The organism is Pseudomonas solani (genome assembly GCF_026072635.1).
Lineage (GTDB): Bacteria > Pseudomonadota > Gammaproteobacteria > Pseudomonadales > Pseudomonadaceae > Metapseudomonas > Metapseudomonas solani.
Genome location: NZ_AP023081.1, coordinates 6,177,371 through 6,198,165, shown reverse-complemented (window position 1 = coordinate 6,198,165; position 20,795 = coordinate 6,177,371). Strand labels below are relative to the sequence as shown.

The following is a 20,795-nucleotide window of genomic DNA, read 5'->3' as shown; positions in this document are numbered from 1 at the left end:
TAGGTTGGCGCCGAGCGCAGCGAGGCCCAACGAAGCCATGTCCGGTCTCGCGGCGGGCTCTCCCTGTGGGAGCGGCTTCAGCCGCGAAGGACCCGCAGCCGGCACAGGGCTACGCGTGGGCGGGTATTCCATCGCGAATGAATTCGCCCACGAGGCGGGCGGCGGTGCTGGCGGCAAGATCCTTTGGTGGATGAAAAGAGCGCCATCCACCCTACACACCGGTCGGCGTCGTGGTTTGGGTTGGGCACGGTGGCGTAGGTTGGCGCCGAGCGCAGCGAGGCCCAACACAGCCATGTCCGGTCTCGCGGCGGGCTCTCCCTGTGGGAGCGGCTTCAGCCGCGAAGGACCCGCAGCCGGCACAAGGCTGCGCGTGGGCGGATATTCCATCGCGAATGAATTCCCACGGGGCGGGCGGCGGTGTGGGCTGCAAGATCGCTTGGTGGATGAAAAGGGCGCCATCCATCCTGTACACCGATTGGCGCCGTGGTGCGGGTTGCGCTGTCTCTCGTCTTCGACGGGGGCCGGGCGCTAAGCTGTGGCCCTCTCGAAAATGGGGCGTGATGCCGGGCGGTGTGGGTGGACAGGTTCCAGGAAATGAAGGTGCTGCTGGCGGTGACCGAGGCGGAGAGCTTCGCCGGCGGCGCCAAGCTGATGGGCATGTCGCCACCCGGCGTGACCCGCGCCATCGCGGCGCTGGAGGCGCGGCTGGGCACCTTGCTGCTGGCCCGCAGCACACGCAGCCTGCGCCTGACCGAGGCCGGGCGGCGCTACGTGGAGGACTGCCGACGCATCCTGCTGGAACTGGAAGAGGCCGAGGAGCTGGCCGCCGGCAGCCATGTGCGCCCGCGCGGGCGGCTGACGGTGACGGCGCCGGTGATGTTCGGCGAGCTGTACCTCATCCCGCTGATCGCCGAGTACCTCGACGCCTACCCGGAAGTGGAGATCAACGCGCTGCTGGTGGACCGCGTGGTGAACATGGTGGAGGAGGGCGTGGATGTGGCGGTGCGCATCGGCCACCTGCGCGAGGGCGAGCAGGGGGCGCTGCAGGTGGGGCAGATACGCCCGGTGGTGTGCGCGGCACCCGGCTACCTCGACAAGGTGGGGCGGCCGCGCCGGCCGGAAGAGCTGCAGGACGCGCCCATCGTCATGTCGTCCGCCAGCGGGCTGTTGCGCCACTGGCAGTTCGAGGGGCCCGATGGCCCCTTCGGCTTCACGCCCACGCCGCGCCTGCTGGTCAGCTCCAACCAGGCGGCGATCAACGCCGCGCGCCTGGGCTGGGGCTATACCCGGGTGCTGTCCTACCAGGTGGCGGGCGCCGTGGCCCGGGGTGAGCTGGAAACCGTGCTGGATGCCTTCGAGACCGCGGCGTTGCCGGTGCACATCATCCAGCAGGGCGGGCGCCGGGAGTCGGCCAAGGTACGCACCTTCATCGACCATTGCGTGACGCGCCTGCGGGCCGACAGCGCCCTGCGCGCGGCCGGGCGATGAGCAAACACCGCGAGATGCAGGTGTTCCTGGCCGTGGCCCAGGCGGGCAGCCTGGCGGCGGCGGCGCGGGCGCTGGAACTGTCCCAGGCCACGGTGATGCGCACCGTCGTCGCGCTGGAGGCGCGCATCGGCTCGGCCCTGCTGGTACGCAGCCCCCGTGGCGTGAGCCCGAGCCCGGCCGGCGAGCGCTTCGCCGAAAGCTGCCAGCGCATCCTCGAACAGCTCGGCGAGGCGGAGCGTTCCGTGGCCGGGTTGCACGCGCAACCCGTGGGGCAACTGACCCTGGCCATGCCGCTGCTCATGGCGCACCAGGTGTTCACCCCCATCGCGCTCGATTACCTCAATGCCTTCCCCGAGCTCTCGCTGAACATCCAGGCGTGCGAGGCCCTGCCCAGGTTGCTGGAGGAGGGCGTGGACGTGGCCCTGGTGGTCGGCCAGTTGCCGGATTCCTCCGGCTTCGCGGTGCCGGTGGGGCGGGTGCGCCCGGTGGTGTGCGCGGCCCCGGCCTACCTGGCGCGCCGGGGGCGCCCGCAAAGCCCCGAGGCGTTGCAGGAGCACCGCACCATCGCGACCTCATCCACCGGCCATGCAGGGGATTGGCGCTTCGCCGGCGGCGCGGTGAAGGTCGTGCCCCGCTTGATCTGCAGCACCCCCCAGGCGGCCATCCGCGCCGCCGTCGCCGGCTTCGGCCTGGTCCACTGCCTGAGCCACGAGGTGCACCAGGAGCTGCAGGACGGCCAGTTGCAACGGCTGCTGGAACCCTTCGCCGCCGAGCCCGTACCGGTGCAACTCTTCTACCGCGAAGGACGCCGCGCCGCCGCCCGGGTGCGCAGCTTCCTCGACTTCGCCGTGCCACGGCTGCGCGCGCACCCTGCGTTCGAGGGCTGAGCCGGGTTGCACCCGACCTACGACGGCTGTGGGCATCCCTGTGGGAGCGGCTTCAGCCGCGAAAGACTCACCGCCAGCACCTGGCTGCGGGTTGCCGGATGCTCCATCGCGAATGAATTCGCTCCCACGATGGCGCCTCTGGGTGAATGAATTCGCCCCTACAGAAGCCGCTGCACGGGCATGACCGCTGCGTAGGGTGGAGGTCGCTTTTTACCTCCACCAGGCGGGGCCGCGTACGGCACGCCGTTTTGCCCAACGCCCCATCCGCGATGACAGGCCCGGCCATTTCGTTATTTCAGAAACTGAAAGAGTGGATTGCCTTTGATGGTGATTCTGCTTGGCGGTGCGTGGGCTCAACATGGCTCCATCGTCGTGAACGCCCAGCCGGGCGGTTCACGGTGAACCACCCGAACCCATAAGGAGCCACCGCCATGTCCCGTCCCGCCATCAAGCTGTACCGCCACCCGCTGTCCGGCCACGCCCACCGTGTGGAGCTGATGCTCTCGCTGCTGCAGCTGCCCACCGAGCTGGTTTTCGTCGACCTGGCCAACGGCGCCCACAAGCAGGCCGACTTCCTGGCCATCAACCCCTTCGGCCAGGTGCCGGTGATCGATGACGCCGGCACCCTGGTCAACGACTCCAACGCCATCCTCGTCTACCTGGCCAAGCGCTACGGCGAAGGCCGCTGGCTGGCCGAAGACGCCGTCGGCGCCGCCCAGGTGCAGCGCTGGTTGTCGGTGGCCGCCGGCCAGGTGGCCTACGGCCCGGCCGCAGCGCGCCTGATCACCGTGTTCGGTGCGGCGTTCAACGCCGATGAAGTGATCAACCGTGCCCACGTGCTGCTCACGGTGATGGAAGGCGAGCTGGGCTCGACGGCGTTCCTGACCGGCACCGAGCCCTCCATCGCCGACGTGGCCAACTACAGTTACATCGCCCATGCGCCGGAGGGCAACGTGTCGCTGGAGGCCTACCCGAATGTGCGTGCCTGGTTGGCCCGCATCGAAGCGCTGCCGGGCTTCGTGCCCATGCAACGCACCGCCGCCGGCCTGCAGGCGGCCTGAGCCGACCCGAGGCTGCCGGCTCACCCGGCAGCCCTTTTTCACAAGGAGGGCAAACCATGGAACCGATTCTCAGCCAGCGCCCCTCGCCCTGGCATGCCGGTGAAAGGCAGCTGCAGGAAACGGTCGGCGTGGCCGAGCGGATGGAAGCCCACGGGCAGAAGGTCATCCGCGACTACATGCCCGACCAGCACCGCGCCTTCTTCCATCAATTGCCCTTCCTGATCGCCGGTGCGGTGGATGGCGAAGGCCGGCCCTGGGCCACCCTGGTCGAAGGCCCGGAAGGCTTCGTCACCTCGCCCGACCCCAAACGCCTGGTGTTCGACCTGGCCGCGCGCCCGCTGGACCCACTGGACCCGGCCACCCCCGGCCTCGGTGCCGGCGCCGCCCTCGGCCTGCTTGGCATCGAACTGCACACGCGGCGGCGCAACCGCCTCAATGGCTCGATCGGCCAGGCTTCGGCGCAGCAACTGGAGGTGCAGGTCGAGCATTCCTTCGGCAACTGCCCGCAGTACATCCAGCTGCGTGAATGGAGCAGTTCCCCCGAGCCCCGTGGCACGGTCCGCCAGGACGCCAGCGAGCTGGACGAGCGCGCCCGGGCGATGATCCTCGCTGCCGACACCTTCTTCGTCGCCAGCTACGTCGACCACGAGGAAGGTGGCCGCGCCGTGGACGTTTCCCACCGTGGCGGGCGCCCCGGCTTCGTGCGGGTGGAAGGCAACCGCCTGACCATCCCGGATTACGCCGGCAACCTGCACTTCAATACCCTGGGCAACCTGATCAGCAACCCGCGTGCCGGCCTGCTATTCGTCGATTTCGAGCAGGGCGATGTGCTGCAGGTGCAGGGCCGTGCCGAGGTGATTCTCGACAGCCCGCTGATCGCCGCCTTCGAAGGGGCCGAACGCATCTGGACCCTGGATATCGAGCAGGTGGTGTTCCGCCCGGGCGCGATGTCGCTGCGTTGGGCCTTCGACGAATACGCCCCCACCAGCCTGATGACCGGCACCTGGGCCGAAGCGGAAGAGCGCCTGCGTGAAGGCGAGCGGCGTCGCCAATGGCAGCAGTGGCGGGTGCTCAGCCAGCAGCAGGAGAGCGCCGATATCCGCTCCCTGGTCCTGGCCCCGGAAGACGAGGGCGAGGTGAGCTTCACCCCCGGCCAGCACATTCCCCTGCGCCTGCTCACCGCTGATGGTGAGGCCCTGGTGCGCACCTACAGCGTCTCCAGCGCGCCGAGCGACGGTTACCTGCGCATCAGCGTCAAGGCGCAGGGCAAGGGCTCGCGGCACCTGCACGAACAGGTGCAGGTCGGTGATGTGCTGGAGGCGCGCCCGCCCCTGGGCAGCTTCACCCTGAAGACCGACAGCCAGCGCCCGGTGGTGCTGATCGGTGCGGGGGTGGGCATCACCCCGATGGTTTCCATGGCTCGTGAGCTGGTGGCGCTCAATGAGAGGCAGGCGCAGGGTCGGCGTATCCACCTGTTCCAGGGCGCCCGGACGCTGCACGACCTGCCGTTCCAGGCCGAGTTGCAGGCCCTGGTGCAGCGCGGCAATGGCCTGTTGAAGCTGACCCGCGCCCTGAGCGCCCCCGAGGCTGAAGCGCAGCCGGGGCGCGACTTCGAGTTGAGCGGCCGGCTGGGCCTGGCGCAGATCCAGGCCGCCTTGTCCTTCGATGACTACGACTTCTACCTGTGTGGCCCGGGTGGGTTCATTCAGGCCATCTACGACGGTTTGCGCGGGCTGAATGTCGCCGACGGCCGCATCCATGCCGAAGCCTTCGGCCCCTCGGCCCTGCAGCGGCACAGCGAGGCCCAGGCCGCGGTGCCGTCCCAGCCGCCGGCGGCGACCTCGGCGGTGCCGGTGTACTTCACCGCCTCGGCCAAGGAAGCGCGCTGGACGCCGGAGAGCGGCACTCTGCTGGAGCTGGCCGAGAGCCGTGGGCTGACCCCCGAGTTCAGTTGCCGGGGCGGTTCCTGCGGCACCTGCAAGACGCGCCGGGTCAGTGGCCAGGTGCATTACCCCAACCCGCCGGCGGAGCTGCCGGAGGCGGACATGGTGCTGATCTGCTGCGCCGTACCGGCCGAGGGCGAGGATGGCCCGCAGCCCCTTGTGCTCGATCTCTGACGAGGTGATGACATGTTCGACAAACCGCAAGCCAATGCCCGCCCCGTCGCGCTCCTGCAGTGGAGCGACGCCCCGGACCCAGCCACCCACGCCGCTTCAGGTGTGCAGCGCTGGGCGGAATCGGAGGCCGGTTACCTGCTGCCGCAGTTGTTGTTCCCCATGGAGTGCGTGGCGCCGGCCCAGCCAGGTTGCTCTGCGCCTTTCATCTGAGCCTGGTCATGGGCCCGCTGAGGGCTCGGCAGGATGTGCGCGTGCCGTAGGGTGTGCCGTGCGCACCTCCGCACGGTGCTTCCAGTGAATTCCAGGTGCGCGCAGCACACCCTACGCTCAATCCGCTCCGACGCTGTCGCCAGTCCGCTGCCGGGCGCAGTGGAGCCTGTGCAGGGTGATCTTGCGCACCTCCGCCTTGCTCACTTCGATGTGCTCGCGCAGCAGCTGGCAGGCCGGCTCGGCGTGCCGTTGCAGGATGGCCTCGAGGATGCGCACGTGCTCGTCGTAGGTGGCGGCGATGCGTGGCTGCTGAGTGAAATCCAGGCGCCGGATGATGCGGATCTTCTCGGTGATCTCGCGGTGCGTGCGGGCCATTTCGCGATTGCCGGCGGCCGCCACCAGGGCGCAGTGGAAGGCTTCGTCCAGCTCCGATACCGTGCGCCCATCGGTTAGCCGCTGGTGCGCTTCCACCTGCCAGGTGCGGGTCAGCGCGTCCAGGCGCTGCGGCAGCTCGGCACCCATTTCGCACAGGCGCCGGACCGCCGCCAGCTCCAGCACGATGCGCAGGTCGTAGAGCTCCTCGAAGCGCTCGAAGTCGAAGGGCCGGACCTGCCAGCCGCTGCGGAAGTGCACCTCCAGGTAGCCCTCGCGTTCCAGCCGGTGCAGGGCCTGCCGCACCGGGGTGCGGCTGACCGCCGTGCGCGCGGCGACGTCGCCTTCGCTGAAGCGATCACCGGGCAGCAGGCGGAACTCGAAGATATCGTCCTTCAACACCTGGTAGATGCGCTCGACCAGGTTGTCGGGCCGCTCCTTGGCGGCCCGGGTGGCGGTGGTGGCGAGTTGCATGGTGGCGGCTCAGGCTGGCGTGCGGCTGGCGATGAAGGCGCGCCAGCCACCGAAGGCGGTGATGTCTTCGGCGCTGTGCAGGGCCCAGGGCTCGCAGATGAAGCCCTTGACCCAGCGACCGTCCTCCAGCTGCAGGTTGCCGATGCCCAGGGGCGGCGGGATCTCCGCCACGAACTCGCCGAAGCGGGCGAGGGGGATGTCCCACAGCTCGACGATGATCGACGCGCCTTCGGCGGCCCTGGCCAGCCCCGGCTTGGGCGGCACCGAGCCGGGCAGCGCATAGAGGCGGTAGGTGGGGGAGGTAAGGGTCTGCTCCACCAGTACCGCGTTGCGGGTGACCAGCTGGAAATTCAGCGGCATGCCGGTGAGGTGCGCGCCGACCACGGCGACCCGCACGCTGCCAGGGGCCTGCACGGGCGTGGCGGCGGGCGGCAAGGGGCGACCGGTGGCACCCAGGGGCAGGCCGAGGGCGGCTTGCCAGCGCTTGCCCAGGGAGGCCAGGGCGTGGTCGTGCCAGGCCGGGGCGAGCAGGGTGATGCCGGCAGGCAGGCCGTCGTCGCGCAGGCCGGCGGGCAGCGCCAGGGCGCTGAGGTCGGCGAGGTTGGTGAAGTTGGTGTAGGTGCCGAACTGCGAGTTGAACAGCACGGGCTCGGCGGCCATTTCCTCCAGGGTGCGCAGGGTGGGGGAGGTGGGCACCACCAGGGCGTCGAAGCCGGCCAGGGCGAGGTTGATGGCGCGGCTCAGCTCGGCCCGCAGGTACTCGGCGCGGTAGGCGTCGCAGGCGCTGTAGCCGAAGCCCTTCTCGACGATGCCGCGCACCACGGGGTCGATTGCCTCGGCGGCGTTTTCCAGCATGCCGGCCATGGCCACGGTGCGCTCGGCCACCCAGGAGCCCTGGTAGAGCTGTTCGGCCAGTTGGCGGAAAGGCGTGAAGTCGATGGGCACCAGCTCGGCGCCGAGCTCGCGCAGGCGCTCCAGGGCCTGCTGGAAGACCGCCTGGTTGCGGCTGTCGCCGTGGAATTCGAGGCTGTCCGGGATCGCCAGGCGTGGCCTGGCGCCGATCGCCACCGGGGCGCTGCCGGGGTTGGCGCGGGAGTAGGCGTCGGCGGCGTCGTAGCCCCCGGCGATGTCGGCGACGCGCTCGGCGTCCTCCACCGTCAGGGCGAACACCGAGATGCAGTCCAGGGTGCGGCAGGCGGGCACCAGGCCCTTGTTGGATAGCCAGCCACGGCTGGGCTTGAGCCCGACGATGTTGTTGAAGCCCGCCGGCACGCGGCCGGAGCCGGCGGTGTCGGTGCCGAGTGAGAAGGGCACCAGGCCGCGCGCCACCACCGAGGCGGAGCCGGAGCTGGAGCCGCCGCTGACGTAGGCGGCATCGAAGCTGTTGGGCACCGCGCCGAAGGGCGAGCGGGTGCCCACCAGACCGGTGGCGAACTGGTCGAGGTTGGTCTTGCCGATCAGCACCGCACCGGCGGCCTGCAGGCGAGCGACCACGGTGGCGTCCGCGCTGGCCGGGTAGGCGAACGCCGGGCAGGCGGCGCTGGTGGGCCAGCCGGCGGCGTCGATGTTGTCCTTGATGGCGAAGGGCACGCCGTAGAGCGGCAGCCGGGAGAGATCACCGTCGACGGCAGCCAGCTGCTTGGCGAGGGCGGTGAGGCGTTCGCTCAACTGCACCGGGGTGGCGAGGACGATCCAGGCCGGGTCTTCGTCCTGCAATTGCTGCAGCAGCTCGAAGAGGATGGCGGGGCTGAGGGTGGCGTCGCGGTAGGCGGCCTGCCATTGGCCGAGGGTCCAGCCGACGCTGTGCGGAGTCGCGGATTGCATGAGGTGCTCCATCTTGTATCCAAGTTGGAGTGCAGGATTGCAACCGCCGGGCCAAGGTCCTGTAACCCTTGTAGGGCCTGGCGCGGGTGGATTCGGGTAAGCACTGGATGCAGCCTGGATGCTAACGATTGGTGCAAGCGTGCATGGATGTGGTGCGCAGAGCGCGCCTGCCGCGATGGCGGCAGGCGCGGGCCGGCATCAGACGCGGAAGCGGGTGACCATGCCGCTGAGCTCGATGGCCAGGCGCGACAGTTCCTGGCTGGAGGCGCTGGTCTGGTTGGCGCCGGCGGCGGTCTGCAGGGACAGGTCGCGGATGTTGGTGAGGTTGCGGTCCACCTCGCGGGCCACCTGGGCCTGCTGTTCCGAGGCGCTGGCGATGATCAGGTTGCGCTCGTTGATGTGGGTGATCGAGGCGGTGATGCGCTCCAGTGCCATGCCGGCGTTGGCGGCCGACTTGAGCGTCTGCTCGGCCTGCCCGGCACCGGCGAGGAGGGCGTCCACGGTGCCCTGGGTGCCGGTCTGGATGTTGTCGATCATTTCTTCGATCTCCTCGGTGGAGCTTTGCGTGCGCTGCGCCAGGGAACGCACCTCGTCGGCGACCACGGCGAAGCCACGGCCGGCCTCACCGGCACGCGCGGCCTCGATGGCGGCATTGAGCGCCAGGAGGTTGGTTTGCGCGGCGATGCCACGGATCACGTCGAGCACCGTGCTGATGTCGCGGGTCTGGCTGGCCAGCTCCGAGGCGCGGACGGAGGCCTGGGTGACCTGGCCGGCCAGGGTGCGGATCGAGGTGATGGCGTCGTTGACCTGGATGAAGCCCTGGCGGCCGGCTTCGTCGCTTTCCTTCGAGGCGGCGGCCGTGCTCACGGCGTTGCGCGCCACTTCTTCCACGGCGGCGGTCATCTGGTTGACGGCGGTGGCGGCCTGCTCGATCTCGGCGTTCTGCTGGTGCAGGCCACGGTTGGCGTCTTCGGTCACTGCGTGCAGTTCTTCGGAGGCGGAGGCCAACTGGTCGGACGAGCTGCCGATCTGCTGGATGGTGGCCCGCAGGTTGCCCTGCATGGTGCGCAGGGCGGCGAGCAGCATGGCCGGCTCGTCCTTGCCGATGACCGTGATGTCGCGGGTCAGGTCGCCGCTGGCCACGCGTTCGGCGATGACCACCGCCTCGCCCAGCGGAGTGACGATGCTGCGGGTCAGCACCAGGGCGACGGTTACGGTGACGCCGAGGATCACTACCAGGGCGACCAGGGCGAAGAAGAAGGCGTCGTCCGATGCTTCGTCGCTGCGCTTGGCCGCTTCGGATGCCCCGGTGGAGTTGAAGCGGATCAGCTCGCCCAGCGCACTCATCATCGCGTTGGCGTAATCCACCAGGGGGCCATTGACCAGGCGGTCGGCCTCTTCCAGATGGTCGTCATCGATGGCGTCGAGTATCTGCTCCTGCAGCCCTCGGTAGGTTTCGTAGGTGTGGATGAAGCGCTTGAAGAGTTCGCGATCCTGCGCCTGGGCGATGGTGCTTTCATAGGCGGCGAACTGCCCAGGCAGTGCGGCCTGGATGCCTCGGATGGTGGACACGGCGCGGAGCTGCTCGGCCCGCTCGTCGACGATGATGCCGCGCAGCGTCAGTGCTCGCCCATTACCGATGGCGGTGCCTATTTCGCTCAGTGCGATGATCCCGGGCAGCCAGGTGCCACGGACCTCGATCGACGCGTTGTCCATCCTGTTGGTTTGGTACAGGTTGCTGCCGCCCATGGCCAGGACCAGCAGGGCCAGCAGTGAAAAGATAAGTCCCGCGCGTTTTCCGATGGCAAGGTTTCTCAACTGAATACTCCTTCAAACGACAGTTGGTGGTGGCTGAAAAGGCTGAAAGCCGGGTGCAGGCGAGCGCCAGCGGGTGGCCGGAATCGGTGATCAGCGATCAGGTGTCGCTGCGTGTGGCAGTGGGGCGCAGCTAGGGAACGGGCAGGGGGCCGGCGGCCGGGGTGGCTCGCGGGGCTTCTTCCAAGGGGCGTAGTGCCTGGGGCCGGGGCTGGCCCGAGCGCTGTTCCGCCAGGCGCAGCCATTCGTTCTCGCTGGCCAGGCTGTTGCTGAACTCGGCGAGGCCAACACGGATGCGCGCCTCCGGCAGCCCGGTGCCGCCGGCGAAACAGTGGGCGAAACCGTCTTCGATGCGGTCGGTGAGGGATTGCGCGCCGAGCCGCCTGGCCTGCAACAGAAGCACTAGGAATTCCCCCCGGCGCTTCATGCACAGCAGGTCGGTGCTGCGTATCCCGGCCTTGATCAGGTGCCCGAGCCGAACGCTCAGTGCGTCCGCCACCAGCGCACCGTGGCGCTCGCGCAGCAAGGGGAATTCATCGATGCGGATATGCGCCACGGTGGCCTGGCCGGAACCGCAGCGGCAGCGCAGGAAGACCCGCGCCAACTGGTACATCCAGCGGTTGTGGGAGGTGAGCATGCGCTCGTCGAAGCCGCTGACGATGGACAGCGCCTTCTGCTGCCTGACCAGCCGCTGCGTCAGGCTGTAGCTCGTCCAGCCGACCACGAAGGGGTAGATCACCAGCATCGGCAGGCAGGCCCAGACCACGGCCGGCGGGGTTTCCAGCGCCACTTCGAAGCCGAGGGCGGCCCCGGCCAGGGCCATCCCCAGCAGGTTGGCGACCAGGCCATAGAGCATGAAACGGATGCCCTTGGCGCTGACGCTGTTCATGGCGACCATCGACAGGAGCAGCAAGGATGGCAGCACGCTGAACTGCATCGCGGCGACCCAGCCGCCGGCGAAGACGCAATCGAGCAGAAGATTGCGCAGCTCGGTGCGGTAGGGCACGCGGGCTCGCACTGCCAGCTGGTACGCCAGGCAGGGCCAGATGAAGGCATTGAGCAGCATCAGCACCCAGAGCGGCGAGGGCCCGGGGTAGGTGGTGGTGGTGACGAAAATAAAGCTGAGCGCGCAGCCCAGGGCTCGTGGTTTGTAGACGCGGTTGGCAAAGCCGATACCCGCGCCCCTAGTACGATCAAAAGCCATGAGCCCTCGCGGATTGGCGGTAAAATTACCGTTGTATGCCTTGAATAAACCGGGGTGCGCGGGTGTGGGGTTCCCGAGGGAATTCGCCAGCGGTTCCGGTCGATGGGCAGAGGTGCATTCGGGCGCGCGTCGGAGCCTGGTCCTGTAACGGGCGAGGCACGTGCCATAAGCGGGATGGACCTCACTGTGAGCCCCGGTGAGGGGGTGGAAAATAAAAATACGATCGTATTCTAATTCGAGAAGGCCTGATGAGTAAACGCCCTGTGATCGACAGGAACCTGGTGCTGGATGCCGCCATATCGGTGGTGATGGACCAAGGCATTTCTGCATTGAGCATTGGTGAGGTGGCCAAGGCCGCCGGCATAAGCAAGGGCGGCGTGCAGTCCTGCTTCGGTACCAAGGACGGCCTGGTCGAGGCCATGGTCAACCGCTGGAAGGCCGACTACGAGGCGTCGGTGATGGCCCGGCTGGCACCGGATGCGGGGGTGCTGGAGTTGCTGACCGCGCAGATCCACATCATCGCCATCCCGGACGAAGAGCTGAGCAAGCGGGCGGCGGCGATCCTTACGGCGATGTTCAGCCAGGACAGTCTGCGCGCCCAGGCCAACGACTGGTACCGCTCCCTGCTGCTGGGCGGAGCGTTCGAAAGCGAGCGCGGCAAGCGTGTGCGGCTGGCCTTTCTCGCGGCCACCGGGGCCTTCTTCCTGCGCTCCTTCGGCATCATGGAAATCTCGGAAGCGGAGTGGAAAACCTTCAGCGAGGACATCGCCCGGTTGCTGCCCGCCGACGCCTCCGCGCCCTAGGTGACCGCCCCCTTGCCCCTTCCCAGGGGCTGGCCATTGCTCTTGTGCTGCGCTTGTTGACCTCAAGTTAGGTTGAGGTTTTAGAGTGCCGCTCGGCTCGCCTGTCGCTGCCCGCCCGGGTTCGCTTCAGGCGCTTCCGAACCCACGCACAAGGACCAGGAATGGATACCCAGACCTCACTGATGATTTTCCAGGGCACCTGCTTTCTCGGCTTCAGCCTGTGGCTGAGCGTTGCGCTGATCAACAACCTGCACGCCTTCGCCAGTTCGGTCGGGGCCATCGGCGCGACCATGTCCATGGCGCCCCTGCGACAGCCGCCGGTCATCGACATCCCGCTGCTGCGGCGTGGCTTGGATTCCCCCTTCATGCATCGCCTGGCGCTGCTGGTCATCGTGGTGTTGCAGGCGGCTGCCGTGCTCGCGGCCTGGGCCGGTTGCTACCAACTGCTGCTCGGCACCGGGCTGGAGGCCGCCCGGCCCTGGCTGAACCTGGCCCTGAGCGCTGCCCTGGGCTTTCTGTTCGCCATGCTGCTGGGCGGGCTCTGGTTCGGTTACTGGATACGCCAGGAAGGGCTGCAGCTGACCCACCTGGTGCTGGTCATCTGGGTGTTGCTGGATTTCGTCGTGCTCAACCTGCGTTGGGCCTAGCAGGCAAGGAACGGACAAGGAGCAATGGCATGAAGATGATGATCGTAGGGGCGAGCAGGGGGCTGGGCCGGGCGCTGGTGGAAGGGCTCGGCAAGCCGGGTGACGAGGTGATAGGTGTCTCGCGCAGGCGGCCGGAGCACCTGCCGCTGGCTCCGGGCGTCGAGCTCGGCTGGATCGAGGCGGACCTGGCCCGCCCCTCGGTGGCCGTGGCGCAGATCGAGGCCGGGGCGCCCGCCGCGCTCGATGTGCTGGTGTGCAATGTCGGCATCTGGGAAGAGCACGCCTTCAGCGAGCACTACGACTTCCTCGGCGACAGCGATGAGTCCATCAGCCGGCTGGTGGAGGTGAACATCACCGCCACGCTGTTGCTGCTCAAGCGGCTGGTGCCCCGGTTGCTGGCGTCCGCCAGGCCGCAGCTGATCCTGATTGGCTCCACCTCGGCCCTGCGCCAGAGCGGGCGCCCGGAAGTGGCGTTCGGCGCCTCCAAGTTCGCCCTCAATGGCATGGCCGATGCGTTGCGCGAAGGCTTCCGCGGTCAGCGCCTGGCGGTGACCGTGCTGCACCCGGGCTACCTGAATACCGACGACCTGCTGTCCACGCCGCTGGCGGCAGCCGCCGCGCGCGGGGAGGGGCAGTTGGTGCCGGTGCATGACGTGGTGACGATGGTGGATGCGCTGCTGCGGCTCTCCGCCGCTTCGTTCGTGCGCGAGCTGACGTTGCCGGCGATCGGGGATGAGCGCTTCTGAACGGATGTAACCGGGAGCGGAGGGGCCGCCTTCCCTGACGCTTCCGGCTGTCGCTGAGACGCTGTAGCCATCCGTGTGACGTGCGTTAGCCATTGCCTATTCAATGGTGGCAGTATGCCTGCAAATAAAACAGGGACTGGTCACCTCATGAGACAGGCATTGCCGTTACTTTTCGTCGTCGCTGGAACACTGAGCGGTTGCATGCTGGACCCGATAACCTTGGCGATGAGTGCCGCCGATGCGGCCGGCCCCAGCGAGGCTGAATACCAGGCCGAGTTCGAGCGCTCCGTCCGCGAGTCGGTGATCGCCGACTTTCGCACCCAATCCTGCACGCAGCTCACGAATCTATGGCCGGAGGTCAAGGCGCTGCATCAGAAGGACGCTGAAAACGGGCAGATGTTCATCGAAACGCGTGAGCAGGTGATCGCCGAAAAAGGCTGCACAGTGCCAGCGCCCCTGGCAGGAAGCACTGCCCAGGCGAAGCCGGATGCAGGCAAGGCCGCCGCCGCACCGGCGGCGGTCGCTGCGGCCTCGTCCACCCCCGTCTCTCCGGCGCCTGCTCCTGCCGTAACGCCCGCCAGCAGCGGGGCGTTGAGCACGACGATTGCAGAGTACATCGCCATGGAAACACCGGAGCGCTACCGCAACCGCTCCTGCGATTACCTGCATGCGCGGTTGATCGAAACCTCTCCGGGGTTCGCCAGCGAAGACCCCGAAATCAGGCAATGGGTGCAGAAGGCACAAACCGTCGTCACCCAGACCCTGGCGGAAAAGCGTTGCGCACCGGCTTCCTGGGTGGGGGGCCGGATCGGGGCGAGGATATCCACCATCGACCCCGTCAAGGCGCCACGCCTGAGGCTTCCAAGCACCGGGGTCTGGGTTGAGGGAACCCTGCCCGGCAGCCCATCGGCAGCGGCCGGGCTGCTGCGTGGTGACACCCTGGTGTCGGTCAACGGCACGCCCGTCGCAGACGCTTCGGAGTTCTTCGTCATCGTCCTCAAGCAGCCCATTGGCTCGACCATCCAGGTGAAGTTCTGGCGCGTGAACGCCTTCCAGGAAGTCCCGGTCGTGATCGGTGCGCCGCAGTAGCGAGACAGGCCTGGCCCTGGACTCGCGTGCCGCTGCCGTGGGTCAGTCGTTCAGCATCGACTGCAGCGGGGCGGGGGCGTAGAGCGCGCTCTGGAAGCTCGGCACGTACTCGTATTTCATCATCGTGCCCAGGTCCAGGGCCTTGATGTAGGTCGACAGGCTGCCGTCGCCGAGCACCAGCTTCACTGTGCTCTCGTCGCTGCTGGAGGCGTGGCTCAACTGGCGGGAAACCGCGTAGCCGTAGGTCAGTTCGCCGTCGTGCCCGGTGTTGGTGAAGCTGTTGGTGACCAGTTCGGCCTCGCTGGAGAGGTCGCCCAGCTTGTCCGTTTCCAGGGTGACGTCGACCTTGCCCGTCTGGCTGTCGATGATCTCGTAGACCACCGTCTTGTCGTTGTCCTTGAGGTGGATGCCGGTCAGCCACTTGGGCAGGTTGTAGCCCACCACGCCGCGCACCCTGGCGAGCTCGGTGTCCACCGGCAGCTTGAGCACGTAGCCCCAGAAGTCCTTCGACATCGACTGGCCGACCAGGGAGACCGGGCCCAGGTTGGCGTTGCCGGGCCGGTTGGTGACGATGGACAGCGAGACCTCGTTGTAGCTGTCGTTGTCGCAGTATTCATAGGTGTAGGCGGTCAGCGCCACCAGGCCGCGGCCGGGCCACACCTGCAGCGGCTGCACCTGCTCCAGCACCTTGGCAGGCATCAGCGACTTGAGCGTGGCCAGGTCGGCGGTGAACACCGCCGTCACCTTGCTGTTCTTGTAATAGAAGTTCGGTGAGTAGGACTCGAAGCCGATGTCGACCCTGGTTTTCTGCAGGGTCTTGAACCAGCTCAGGTCCACATCCGGCGCCTCGGAGGCGATGACGGAAAGCGGCGGGTTGGAGTGGAATCGGTCATACAGGCCGCCCGCCAGTAGCGGCACCGTGTGGCCGGCGATCACGGTGCTGGCGGTCCCGACCGGATGCGTGGCCGGCACCTCGGTTGCCCATGAGGTCATCGCGATGGTGCTGAGGAAAATACCTGCCGCTGCTGCAACCCTGGTGGATCTCATGTCTGTCTGTTCTCCGCGTCGTGATGGGGTCCATGCCCCTGGAACCCCGGCGTATCTGCCCCCGGAAATGAGCCCGGGAGATGGGGTGCGGAAACCCTAACGTTCAACTCAACTTTAAGGTCAAGCGTCGTTTTCAGGCCGTTTGGCGTTCCTGTCGCGGTATCGATTGGCTGAATCCCCGGTAATAACCGGGAGGCGTATCGGGTTGCCCAGGACGGGCCCGGCAGGACGTGTTCGTGCCCAGTGCATCGCCGCTATTTGCGAAGCCTTGCCGCCGGCCAATCACGGACCAACACGCGGGGTGGGCATCTACGACTAGCCGCCTGTAGGTCGGGTGCAACCCGACAGATTCGGCGCTGGGGATTCGCGGGTTTCACCCGCCCTACGACGTACCGCAACAGCCAGCACGGAGCGGGTCCATGTGTAGGGTGGACCACGCTTTATCGGTCCACCTTTCGGGCTCGCCGGACGCTCCGCAGGTGGATGAGAAGAGCGTTATCCACGCCAGGTCAATTCCGTGCAGTTGCAGAGCATGGGTTTCGCAGAGCTCTACCCATCCTACGGGCCTCCACGTCACACCGGCCTTTGGGTTGGCCGGTTTCCGGCCGGCCCTTTTTTTGCCATGCCCCCCGCACCCAAACCGCCGGAGCGCGCTTACCATGAGCGGCGCAACGCCTACCCACCCTTCCAACAAAACGAGGACCTGCCGGCGTGACCCAGCCCGTGTGGAACCATGTAGACCTGAGCTATGACGGCGCCATCGCCACCGTGCGCCTGAACCGCCCCGACAAGCACAACTCGATCAGTGCCCAGCTGTTGCTGGAACTGATCGCCTGCGGCGAATTCCTCAAGCGCGACCGGGCCGTGCGCGCGGTGATCCTGGCCGGCAACGGCCCGTCCTTCTGCTCCGGCATGGACCTCAAGGACATCGTCACCGGCAGCCCGCTGAAGAAGATCATGGCCCTCCTGCCGCTGTGGAAGCCCAGCATTAACCGATACCAGAAGGTCTCGCTGGTGTGGCGCTCGCTGAGCGTCCCAGTCATCGCCGCCATCCACGGCAACTGCTTCGGCGCCGGCCTGCAGATCGCCCTGGGCGCCGACATCCGCGTCGCCGCGCCCACCGCCCAGCTGTCCATCATGGAATCCCAATGGGGCCTGGTTCCGGACATGGGCGGCACCGTGCTGTTGCGTGAGCTGCTGCCCAAGGACGTGGCGATGGAGCTGACGTTCTCCGGGCGCATCATCGACGCCACGCAGGCCCACCAGCTGGGCCTGGTCACCCACCTGGCCGACGACCCGCTGGCGCAGGCCCGCGCGCTTTGCCTGGAATTCGCCCAGCAATCGCCGGATGCACTGGCCGCCGCCAAGCACCTGCTGATCGGCGCCTGGAGCACCTCGGAATCGGCTGCCCTGGGGCAGGAGCGGTTGTGGCAGCGGCGGGTGATCGGTCGCAGGAACCAGGCCACCGCCGTGAAGCGCCGCTTGCAGAAATCCCAGGACGCGTACCGGGAGCGGACCTGGTGACGGGAGGAGGGGGCGGGTAGATACGGCCCCCGCCCGAGAAGGGGCGAGGGCCGCTGGCGGGGCGGGTTACTTGGCTGCTGCCCTGGCCCGCGCGGCGTGGAGCTTCTTGTAGCTCTCCACCAGGCGTTGGTGCCGGTCGAGGCCTTCCAGCTTCATGCTGGTGGGCGTCAGGCCGTAGAAGCGCACGCTGCCATCCAGCGAGCCCAGCACCGCGTCCATGCGCGGGTTGCCGAACATGCGGCGGAAGTTGGCTTCGTAGTCGTCCATCTCCAGGTCGTCGTCCAGGGTCACTTCCAGCGCCGCGTTCAGGGCCTGGTAGAACAGCCCGCGCTCGACGGTGTTGTCGTTGTATTGCAGGAAGGCTTCCACCAGCTCCTTGGCGTCTTCGAACTTCTTCAGCGCCAGGTGGATCAGCAGCTTCAGCTCGAGGATGGTCAGCTGGCCCCAGACGGTGTTGTCGTCGAACTCGACGCCGATCAGCGTGGTGATGTCGGTGTAGTCGTCGACCTCGGTGTTGTTGAGGTTCTTCAGCAGGGACTTCAGGCCACGGTCGGGCAGGCTGTGCAGGTTGAGGATGTCCGCACGGAACAGCAGCGCCTTGTTGGTGTTGTCCCAGATCAGGTCCTCCACCGGGTAGATCTCCGAGTAGCCCGGCACCAGGATGCGACAGGCGTTGGCGCCGAGGTCGTCGTAGGTGGCCACGTACACTTCCTTGCCCATGTCCTCGAGGATGCCGAACAGGGTGGCGGCTTCCTCGGCGTTGCTGTCTTCGCCCTGGCCGGAGAAGTCCCACTCGACGAACTCGAAATCGGCCTTGGCGCTGAAGAAGCGCCACGACACCACGCCGCTGGAGTCGATGAAGTGCTCGACGAAGTTGTTCGGCTCGGTCACCGCGTGGCCTTCGAAGGTCGGCTGCGGCAGGTCGTTGAGGCCTTCGAAGCTGCGGCCCTGGAGCAGCTCGGTGAGGCTGCGCTCCAGCGCCACTTCGAAGCTGGGGTGGGCGCCGAAGGAGGCGAACACGCCGCCGGTGCGTGGGTTCATCAGGGTGACGCACATCACCGGGAATTCACCGCCCAGGGAGGCGTCCTTCACCAGCACGGGGAAGCCTTGCTCTTCCAGCCCACGGATGCCGGCGAGGATGGAGGGGTACTTCTCCAGCACGGCTTGGGGCACGTCCGGCAGGGCCATCTCGCCTTCGAGGATTTCGCGCTTCACCGCGCGCTCGAAGATTTCCGACAGGCACTGCACCTGGGCTTCGACCAGGGTGTTGCCGGCGCTCATGCCGTTGCTGAGGTAGAGGTTCTCGATCAGGTTGGACGGGAAGTACACCGTCTCGCCATCCGACTGCCGCACGAAGGGCAGCGAGCAGATGCCGCGCACGGTGTTGCCGGAGTTGGTGTCGTACAGGTGCGAGCCGCGCAGCTCGCCGTCCGGGTTGTAGATTTCCAGGCAGTGGGCGTCGAGGATCTCGGCGGGCAGCGCGTCCTTCGGGCCCGGCTTGAACCAGCGCTCGTTGGGGTAGTGGACGAAGTCGGCGTTGGCGATGTCCTCGCCCCAGAACTGGTCGTTGTAGAAGAAATTGCAGTTAAGCCGCTCGATGAACTCGCCCAGCGCGGAGGCCAGGGCGCTTTCCTTGGTGGCGCCCTTGCCGTTGGTGAAGCACATCGGCGAGGCGGCGTCGCGAATGTGCAGCGACCAGACGTTGGGCACGATGTTGCGCCATGAGGCGATCTCGATCTTCATGCCCAGGCTGGCGAGGATGCCGGACATGTTGGCGATGGTTTCTTCCAGCGGCAGGTCCTTGCCGGCGATGTAGGTGCTCTGCTCGCTGCTGCTCGGGATCAGCAGGGCCTGGGCGTCGGCGTCGAGGTTCTCCACCTCTTCGATGACGAACTCGGGGCCCTGCTGCACCACCTTCTTCACGGTGCAGCGGTCGATGGAGCGGAGGATGCCGAGGCGGTCCTTCTCGGCGATGTCCGCCGGCAGCTCGACCTGGATCTTGAAGATCTGCTGGTAGCGGTTTTCCGGGTCGACGATGTTGTTCTGCGACAGCCGGATGTTCTCGGTGGGGATGTTGCGCGTCTGGCAGTACAGCTTCACGAAGTACGCCGCGCACAGGGCCGAGGAGGCCAGGAAGTAGTCGAACGGCCCCGGTGCCGAACCGTCGCCCTTGTAGCGGATCGGTTGGTCGGCGATGACCGTGAAGTCGTCGAACTTGGCTTCGAGACGAAGGTTGTCGAGAAAGTTGACCTTGATTTCCATGCGGGGGTACCAGCGTAAAAAGTGGAGCGATGAAGGGGGGCGCACTGAGCAGCCGGGACGATCGGCCCCGTCGGCAACGCGCGTGGCCAGGCCAGGGCGTGCAGGTTCCAGCAGAGGGAGCGGGGCGGGATCGGGCTGCGCAGGGCGTGCATGGAAGCGGTCCTGTGACCGGCATTCGATGCCGCAGTGGGTTCGCCGGCGGGAAGGATAGGGGAATTGGCGGCCAGTGCCCAGGCTGACCTGCCCGGATGCAGCCATTACCCGACCGTGGCGACGGCCGGTGTCGGGCTGGCGCGGGGGCTTGCAGACCCTCGGGCCGGGCTGCCCTCTTTCATCACCACCACCTTTGCGCTCACCATGGCGGCCTGTGAACGGGCGAGGAGCCGCCATGAAGAAACTACTGGTCATCGGCATCGGGGCGGGCGATCCCGACTACATCACCCTGCAGGCCGTGAAGGCGCTCAACCAGGTCGATGTGTTCTTCATCCTCGACAAGGGCAACAGCAAGGACAAGCTCATCCACCTGCGCCGGGAAATCTGCGAGCGCTACATCAGCGGGCGCGACTACCGCTTCGTCGAGGCGGGCAGCCCAGAGCGCGAGCGCGGCGGCGAGTACGACGCGGCCGTCAAGGACCTGAACCTGGCCAAGCAGCAGGTGTTCGAGCGGCTGATCGGCGAGGAGCTGGGGGAGGGGGAGTGCGGCGCCTTCCTGGTCTGGGGCGACCCGTCGCTCTACGACAGCACCCTGCGCATCCTGCAGGCGATCCTCCGGGACGGGCGGCTGGCGTTCGAGTACGAGGTCATCCCCGGCATCAGCAGCATCCAGGCGCTGGCTGCCCGTCACAAGGTGCCGCTGAACCGCATCGGCCGGTCCATCGAGATCACCACCGGCCGGCGCCTCGCCGAGGGCTTCCCCAGCAACGTCGACAGCGTGGTGGTGATGCTCGACGCGGAAGACACCTACACCCGCCTCGACGCCCCCGACCTGTACATCTACTGGGGCGCCTACGTGGGCACGCCGGATGAAATCCTCATCGCCGGCAAGCTCAAGGACGTGGCCGCCGACATCGCCCGCACCCGCCAGCAGGCGCGCGAGGCCAACGGCTGGATCATGGACACCTACCTGCTGCGCCGGGGGGATGACGAAGGGGTGTGAGGCGCGGCTCTCCGCCCGTGGTTCTGGCGCCAGCGGCCACTGTCACTAAGATTGACGCGTTGGATCACC

Annotated in this window: 17 protein-coding genes; 11 read left to right on the top strand and 6 right to left on the bottom strand. The window is 67.4% G+C overall.

The genetic code is table 11. The features are described 5' to 3' along the window. The first annotated feature begins 576 nt into the window (after positions 1-576). From PSm6_RS28040 to PSm6_RS28020, 5 genes are all read left to right on the top strand, one after another. Positions 577-1,488 (top strand): LysR family transcriptional regulator, encoded by a 912-nt coding sequence (locus tag PSm6_RS28040; protein WP_031287958.1) that lies wholly within the window; start codon positions 577-579, stop codon positions 1,486-1,488. Beyond that, positions 1,485-2,375: a LysR family transcriptional regulator gene (locus PSm6_RS28035; RefSeq protein WP_043242129.1), complete on the top strand. Its 891-nt coding sequence runs from the start codon at positions 1,485-1,487 to the stop codon at positions 2,373-2,375. Before PSm6_RS28040 ends, PSm6_RS28035 begins: the two co-directional genes overlap by 4 nt. Positions 2,376-2,806: 431 nt before the next feature. Then, entirely contained in the window at positions 2,807-3,436 is a 630-nt protein-coding gene (locus PSm6_RS28030) for a glutathione S-transferase family protein (RefSeq protein WP_021220081.1), read from the top strand. A gap of 56 nt (positions 3,437-3,492) precedes the next feature. After that, complete coding sequence (locus PSm6_RS28025; protein ID WP_265168922.1) at positions 3,493-5,553, top strand: pyridoxamine 5'-phosphate oxidase family protein; 2,061 nt, start codon at positions 3,493-3,495, stop codon at positions 5,551-5,553. A gap of 12 nt (positions 5,554-5,565) precedes the next feature. Next, a complete protein-coding gene (locus PSm6_RS28020; protein WP_043242132.1) occupies positions 5,566-5,763 on the top strand; it encodes a hypothetical protein in 198 nt (65 codons plus the stop codon). A gap of 117 nt (positions 5,764-5,880) precedes the next feature. On the opposite strand, the gene PSm6_RS28015 is transcribed toward PSm6_RS28020, so the two are convergent. The 4 genes from PSm6_RS28015 to PSm6_RS28000 form a co-directional block, all read right to left on the bottom strand. Then, the gene (locus tag PSm6_RS28015; RefSeq protein ID WP_265168921.1) at positions 5,881-6,609 is read right to left on the bottom strand and encodes a GntR family transcriptional regulator; all 729 of its coding nucleotides are present in this window, start codon (positions 6,607-6,609) and stop codon (positions 5,881-5,883) included. A gap of 9 nt (positions 6,610-6,618) precedes the next feature. Continuing rightward, positions 6,619-8,433 carry an allophanate hydrolase gene (atzF, locus tag PSm6_RS28010; RefSeq protein WP_021220085.1) on the bottom strand — a complete coding sequence of 605 codons (1,815 nt, stop codon included), beginning with the start codon at positions 8,431-8,433 and terminating at the stop codon, positions 6,619-6,621. A gap of 198 nt (positions 8,434-8,631) precedes the next feature. Next, the gene (locus PSm6_RS30760; protein WP_031287962.1) at positions 8,632-10,257 is read right to left on the bottom strand and encodes a methyl-accepting chemotaxis protein; all 1,626 of its coding nucleotides are present in this window, start codon (positions 10,255-10,257) and stop codon (positions 8,632-8,634) included. Between the two features lie 124 nt (positions 10,258-10,381). Continuing rightward, positions 10,382-11,452 (bottom strand): MASE2 domain-containing protein, encoded by a 1,071-nt coding sequence (locus PSm6_RS28000; RefSeq protein ID WP_265168920.1) that lies wholly within the window; start codon positions 11,450-11,452, stop codon positions 10,382-10,384. Between the two features lie 248 nt (positions 11,453-11,700). On the opposite strand from PSm6_RS28000, the gene PSm6_RS27995 reads away from it, so the two are divergent. The 4 genes from PSm6_RS27995 to PSm6_RS27980 all read left to right on the top strand — a co-directional run bounded on the left by PSm6_RS27995 (position 11,701) and on the right by PSm6_RS27980 (position 14,737). Then, positions 11,701-12,255 (top strand): TetR/AcrR family transcriptional regulator, encoded by a 555-nt coding sequence (locus PSm6_RS27995; RefSeq protein ID WP_031287967.1) that lies wholly within the window; start codon positions 11,701-11,703, stop codon positions 12,253-12,255. Positions 12,256-12,416: 161 nt separating this feature from the next. Continuing rightward, on the top strand, positions 12,417-12,902 hold the full coding sequence (locus tag PSm6_RS27990; protein WP_021220090.1) for a DUF2165 family protein: 486 nt from the start codon (positions 12,417-12,419) through the stop codon (positions 12,900-12,902). 29 nt (positions 12,903-12,931) lie between these two features. Continuing rightward, a complete protein-coding gene (locus tag PSm6_RS27985; protein WP_021220091.1) occupies positions 12,932-13,648 on the top strand; it encodes an SDR family NAD(P)-dependent oxidoreductase in 717 nt (238 codons plus the stop codon). Positions 13,649-13,795: 147 nt separating this feature from the next. Then, complete coding sequence (locus PSm6_RS27980) at positions 13,796-14,737, top strand: S1C family serine protease (protein ID WP_158480945.1); 942 nt, start codon at positions 13,796-13,798, stop codon at positions 14,735-14,737. A 42-nt stretch (positions 14,738-14,779) separates the two neighbouring features. On the opposite strand, the gene PSm6_RS27975 is transcribed toward PSm6_RS27980, so the two are convergent. Next, complete coding sequence (locus tag PSm6_RS27975) at positions 14,780-15,730, bottom strand: hypothetical protein (RefSeq protein WP_021220093.1); 951 nt, start codon at positions 15,728-15,730, stop codon at positions 14,780-14,782. A 765-nt stretch (positions 15,731-16,495) separates the two neighbouring features. Between PSm6_RS27975 and PSm6_RS27970 the strand changes: the two genes are divergently transcribed. Next, entirely contained in the window at positions 16,496-17,308 is an 813-nt protein-coding gene (locus PSm6_RS27970; protein ID WP_265168919.1) for a crotonase/enoyl-CoA hydratase family protein, read from the top strand. Positions 17,309-17,374: 66 nt separating this feature from the next. Here the strand turns inward: PSm6_RS27970 and PSm6_RS27965 are convergent, their stop codons facing one another. After that, on the bottom strand, positions 17,375-19,570 hold the full coding sequence (locus PSm6_RS27965; RefSeq protein ID WP_021220095.1) for an OsmC domain/YcaO domain-containing protein: 2,196 nt from the start codon (positions 19,568-19,570) through the stop codon (positions 17,375-17,377). A 388-nt stretch (positions 19,571-19,958) separates the two neighbouring features. On the opposite strand from PSm6_RS27965, the gene cobF reads away from it, so the two are divergent. Further along, complete coding sequence (cobF, locus tag PSm6_RS27960; RefSeq protein WP_043242141.1) at positions 19,959-20,726, top strand: precorrin-6A synthase (deacetylating); 768 nt, start codon at positions 19,959-19,961, stop codon at positions 20,724-20,726. Positions 20,727-20,795: the final 69 nt, after the last annotated feature.

Bases quoted from the DNA above. Each gene is read 5' to 3' on its own strand.
- atzF (WP_021220085.1), bottom strand. From the start codon at position 8,433: ATGCAATCCGCGACTCCGCACAGCGTCGGCTGGACCCTCGGCCAATGG.
- PSm6_RS27985 (WP_021220091.1), top strand. From the start codon at position 12,932: ATGAAGATGATGATCGTAGGGGCGAGCAGGGGGCTGGGCCGGGCGCTG.
- PSm6_RS28015 (WP_265168921.1), bottom strand. From the start codon at position 6,609: ATGCAACTCGCCACCACCGCCACCCGGGCCGCCAAGGAGCGGCCCGAC.
- PSm6_RS27980 (WP_158480945.1), top strand. From the start codon at position 13,796: ATGAGACAGGCATTGCCGTTACTTTTCGTCGTCGCTGGAACACTGAGC.
- PSm6_RS27990 (WP_021220090.1), top strand. From the start codon at position 12,417: ATGGATACCCAGACCTCACTGATGATTTTCCAGGGCACCTGCTTTCTC.
- PSm6_RS28035 (WP_043242129.1), top strand. From the start codon at position 1,485: ATGAGCAAACACCGCGAGATGCAGGTGTTCCTGGCCGTGGCCCAGGCG.
- cobF (WP_043242141.1), top strand. From the start codon at position 19,959: ATGAAGAAACTACTGGTCATCGGCATCGGGGCGGGCGATCCCGACTAC.
- PSm6_RS27965 (WP_021220095.1), bottom strand. From the start codon at position 19,570: ATGGAAATCAAGGTCAACTTTCTCGACAACCTTCGTCTCGAAGCCAAG.
- PSm6_RS28025 (WP_265168922.1), top strand. From the start codon at position 3,493: ATGGAACCGATTCTCAGCCAGCGCCCCTCGCCCTGGCATGCCGGTGAA.
- PSm6_RS27975 (WP_021220093.1), bottom strand. From the start codon at position 15,730: ATGACCTCATGGGCAACCGAGGTGCCGGCCACGCATCCGGTCGGGACC.
- PSm6_RS28000 (WP_265168920.1), bottom strand. From the start codon at position 11,452: ATGGCTTTTGATCGTACTAGGGGCGCGGGTATCGGCTTTGCCAACCGC.
- PSm6_RS28020 (WP_043242132.1), top strand. From the start codon at position 5,566: ATGTTCGACAAACCGCAAGCCAATGCCCGCCCCGTCGCGCTCCTGCAG.
- PSm6_RS28030 (WP_021220081.1), top strand. From the start codon at position 2,807: ATGTCCCGTCCCGCCATCAAGCTGTACCGCCACCCGCTGTCCGGCCAC.
- PSm6_RS27995 (WP_031287967.1), top strand. From the start codon at position 11,701: ATGAGTAAACGCCCTGTGATCGACAGGAACCTGGTGCTGGATGCCGCC.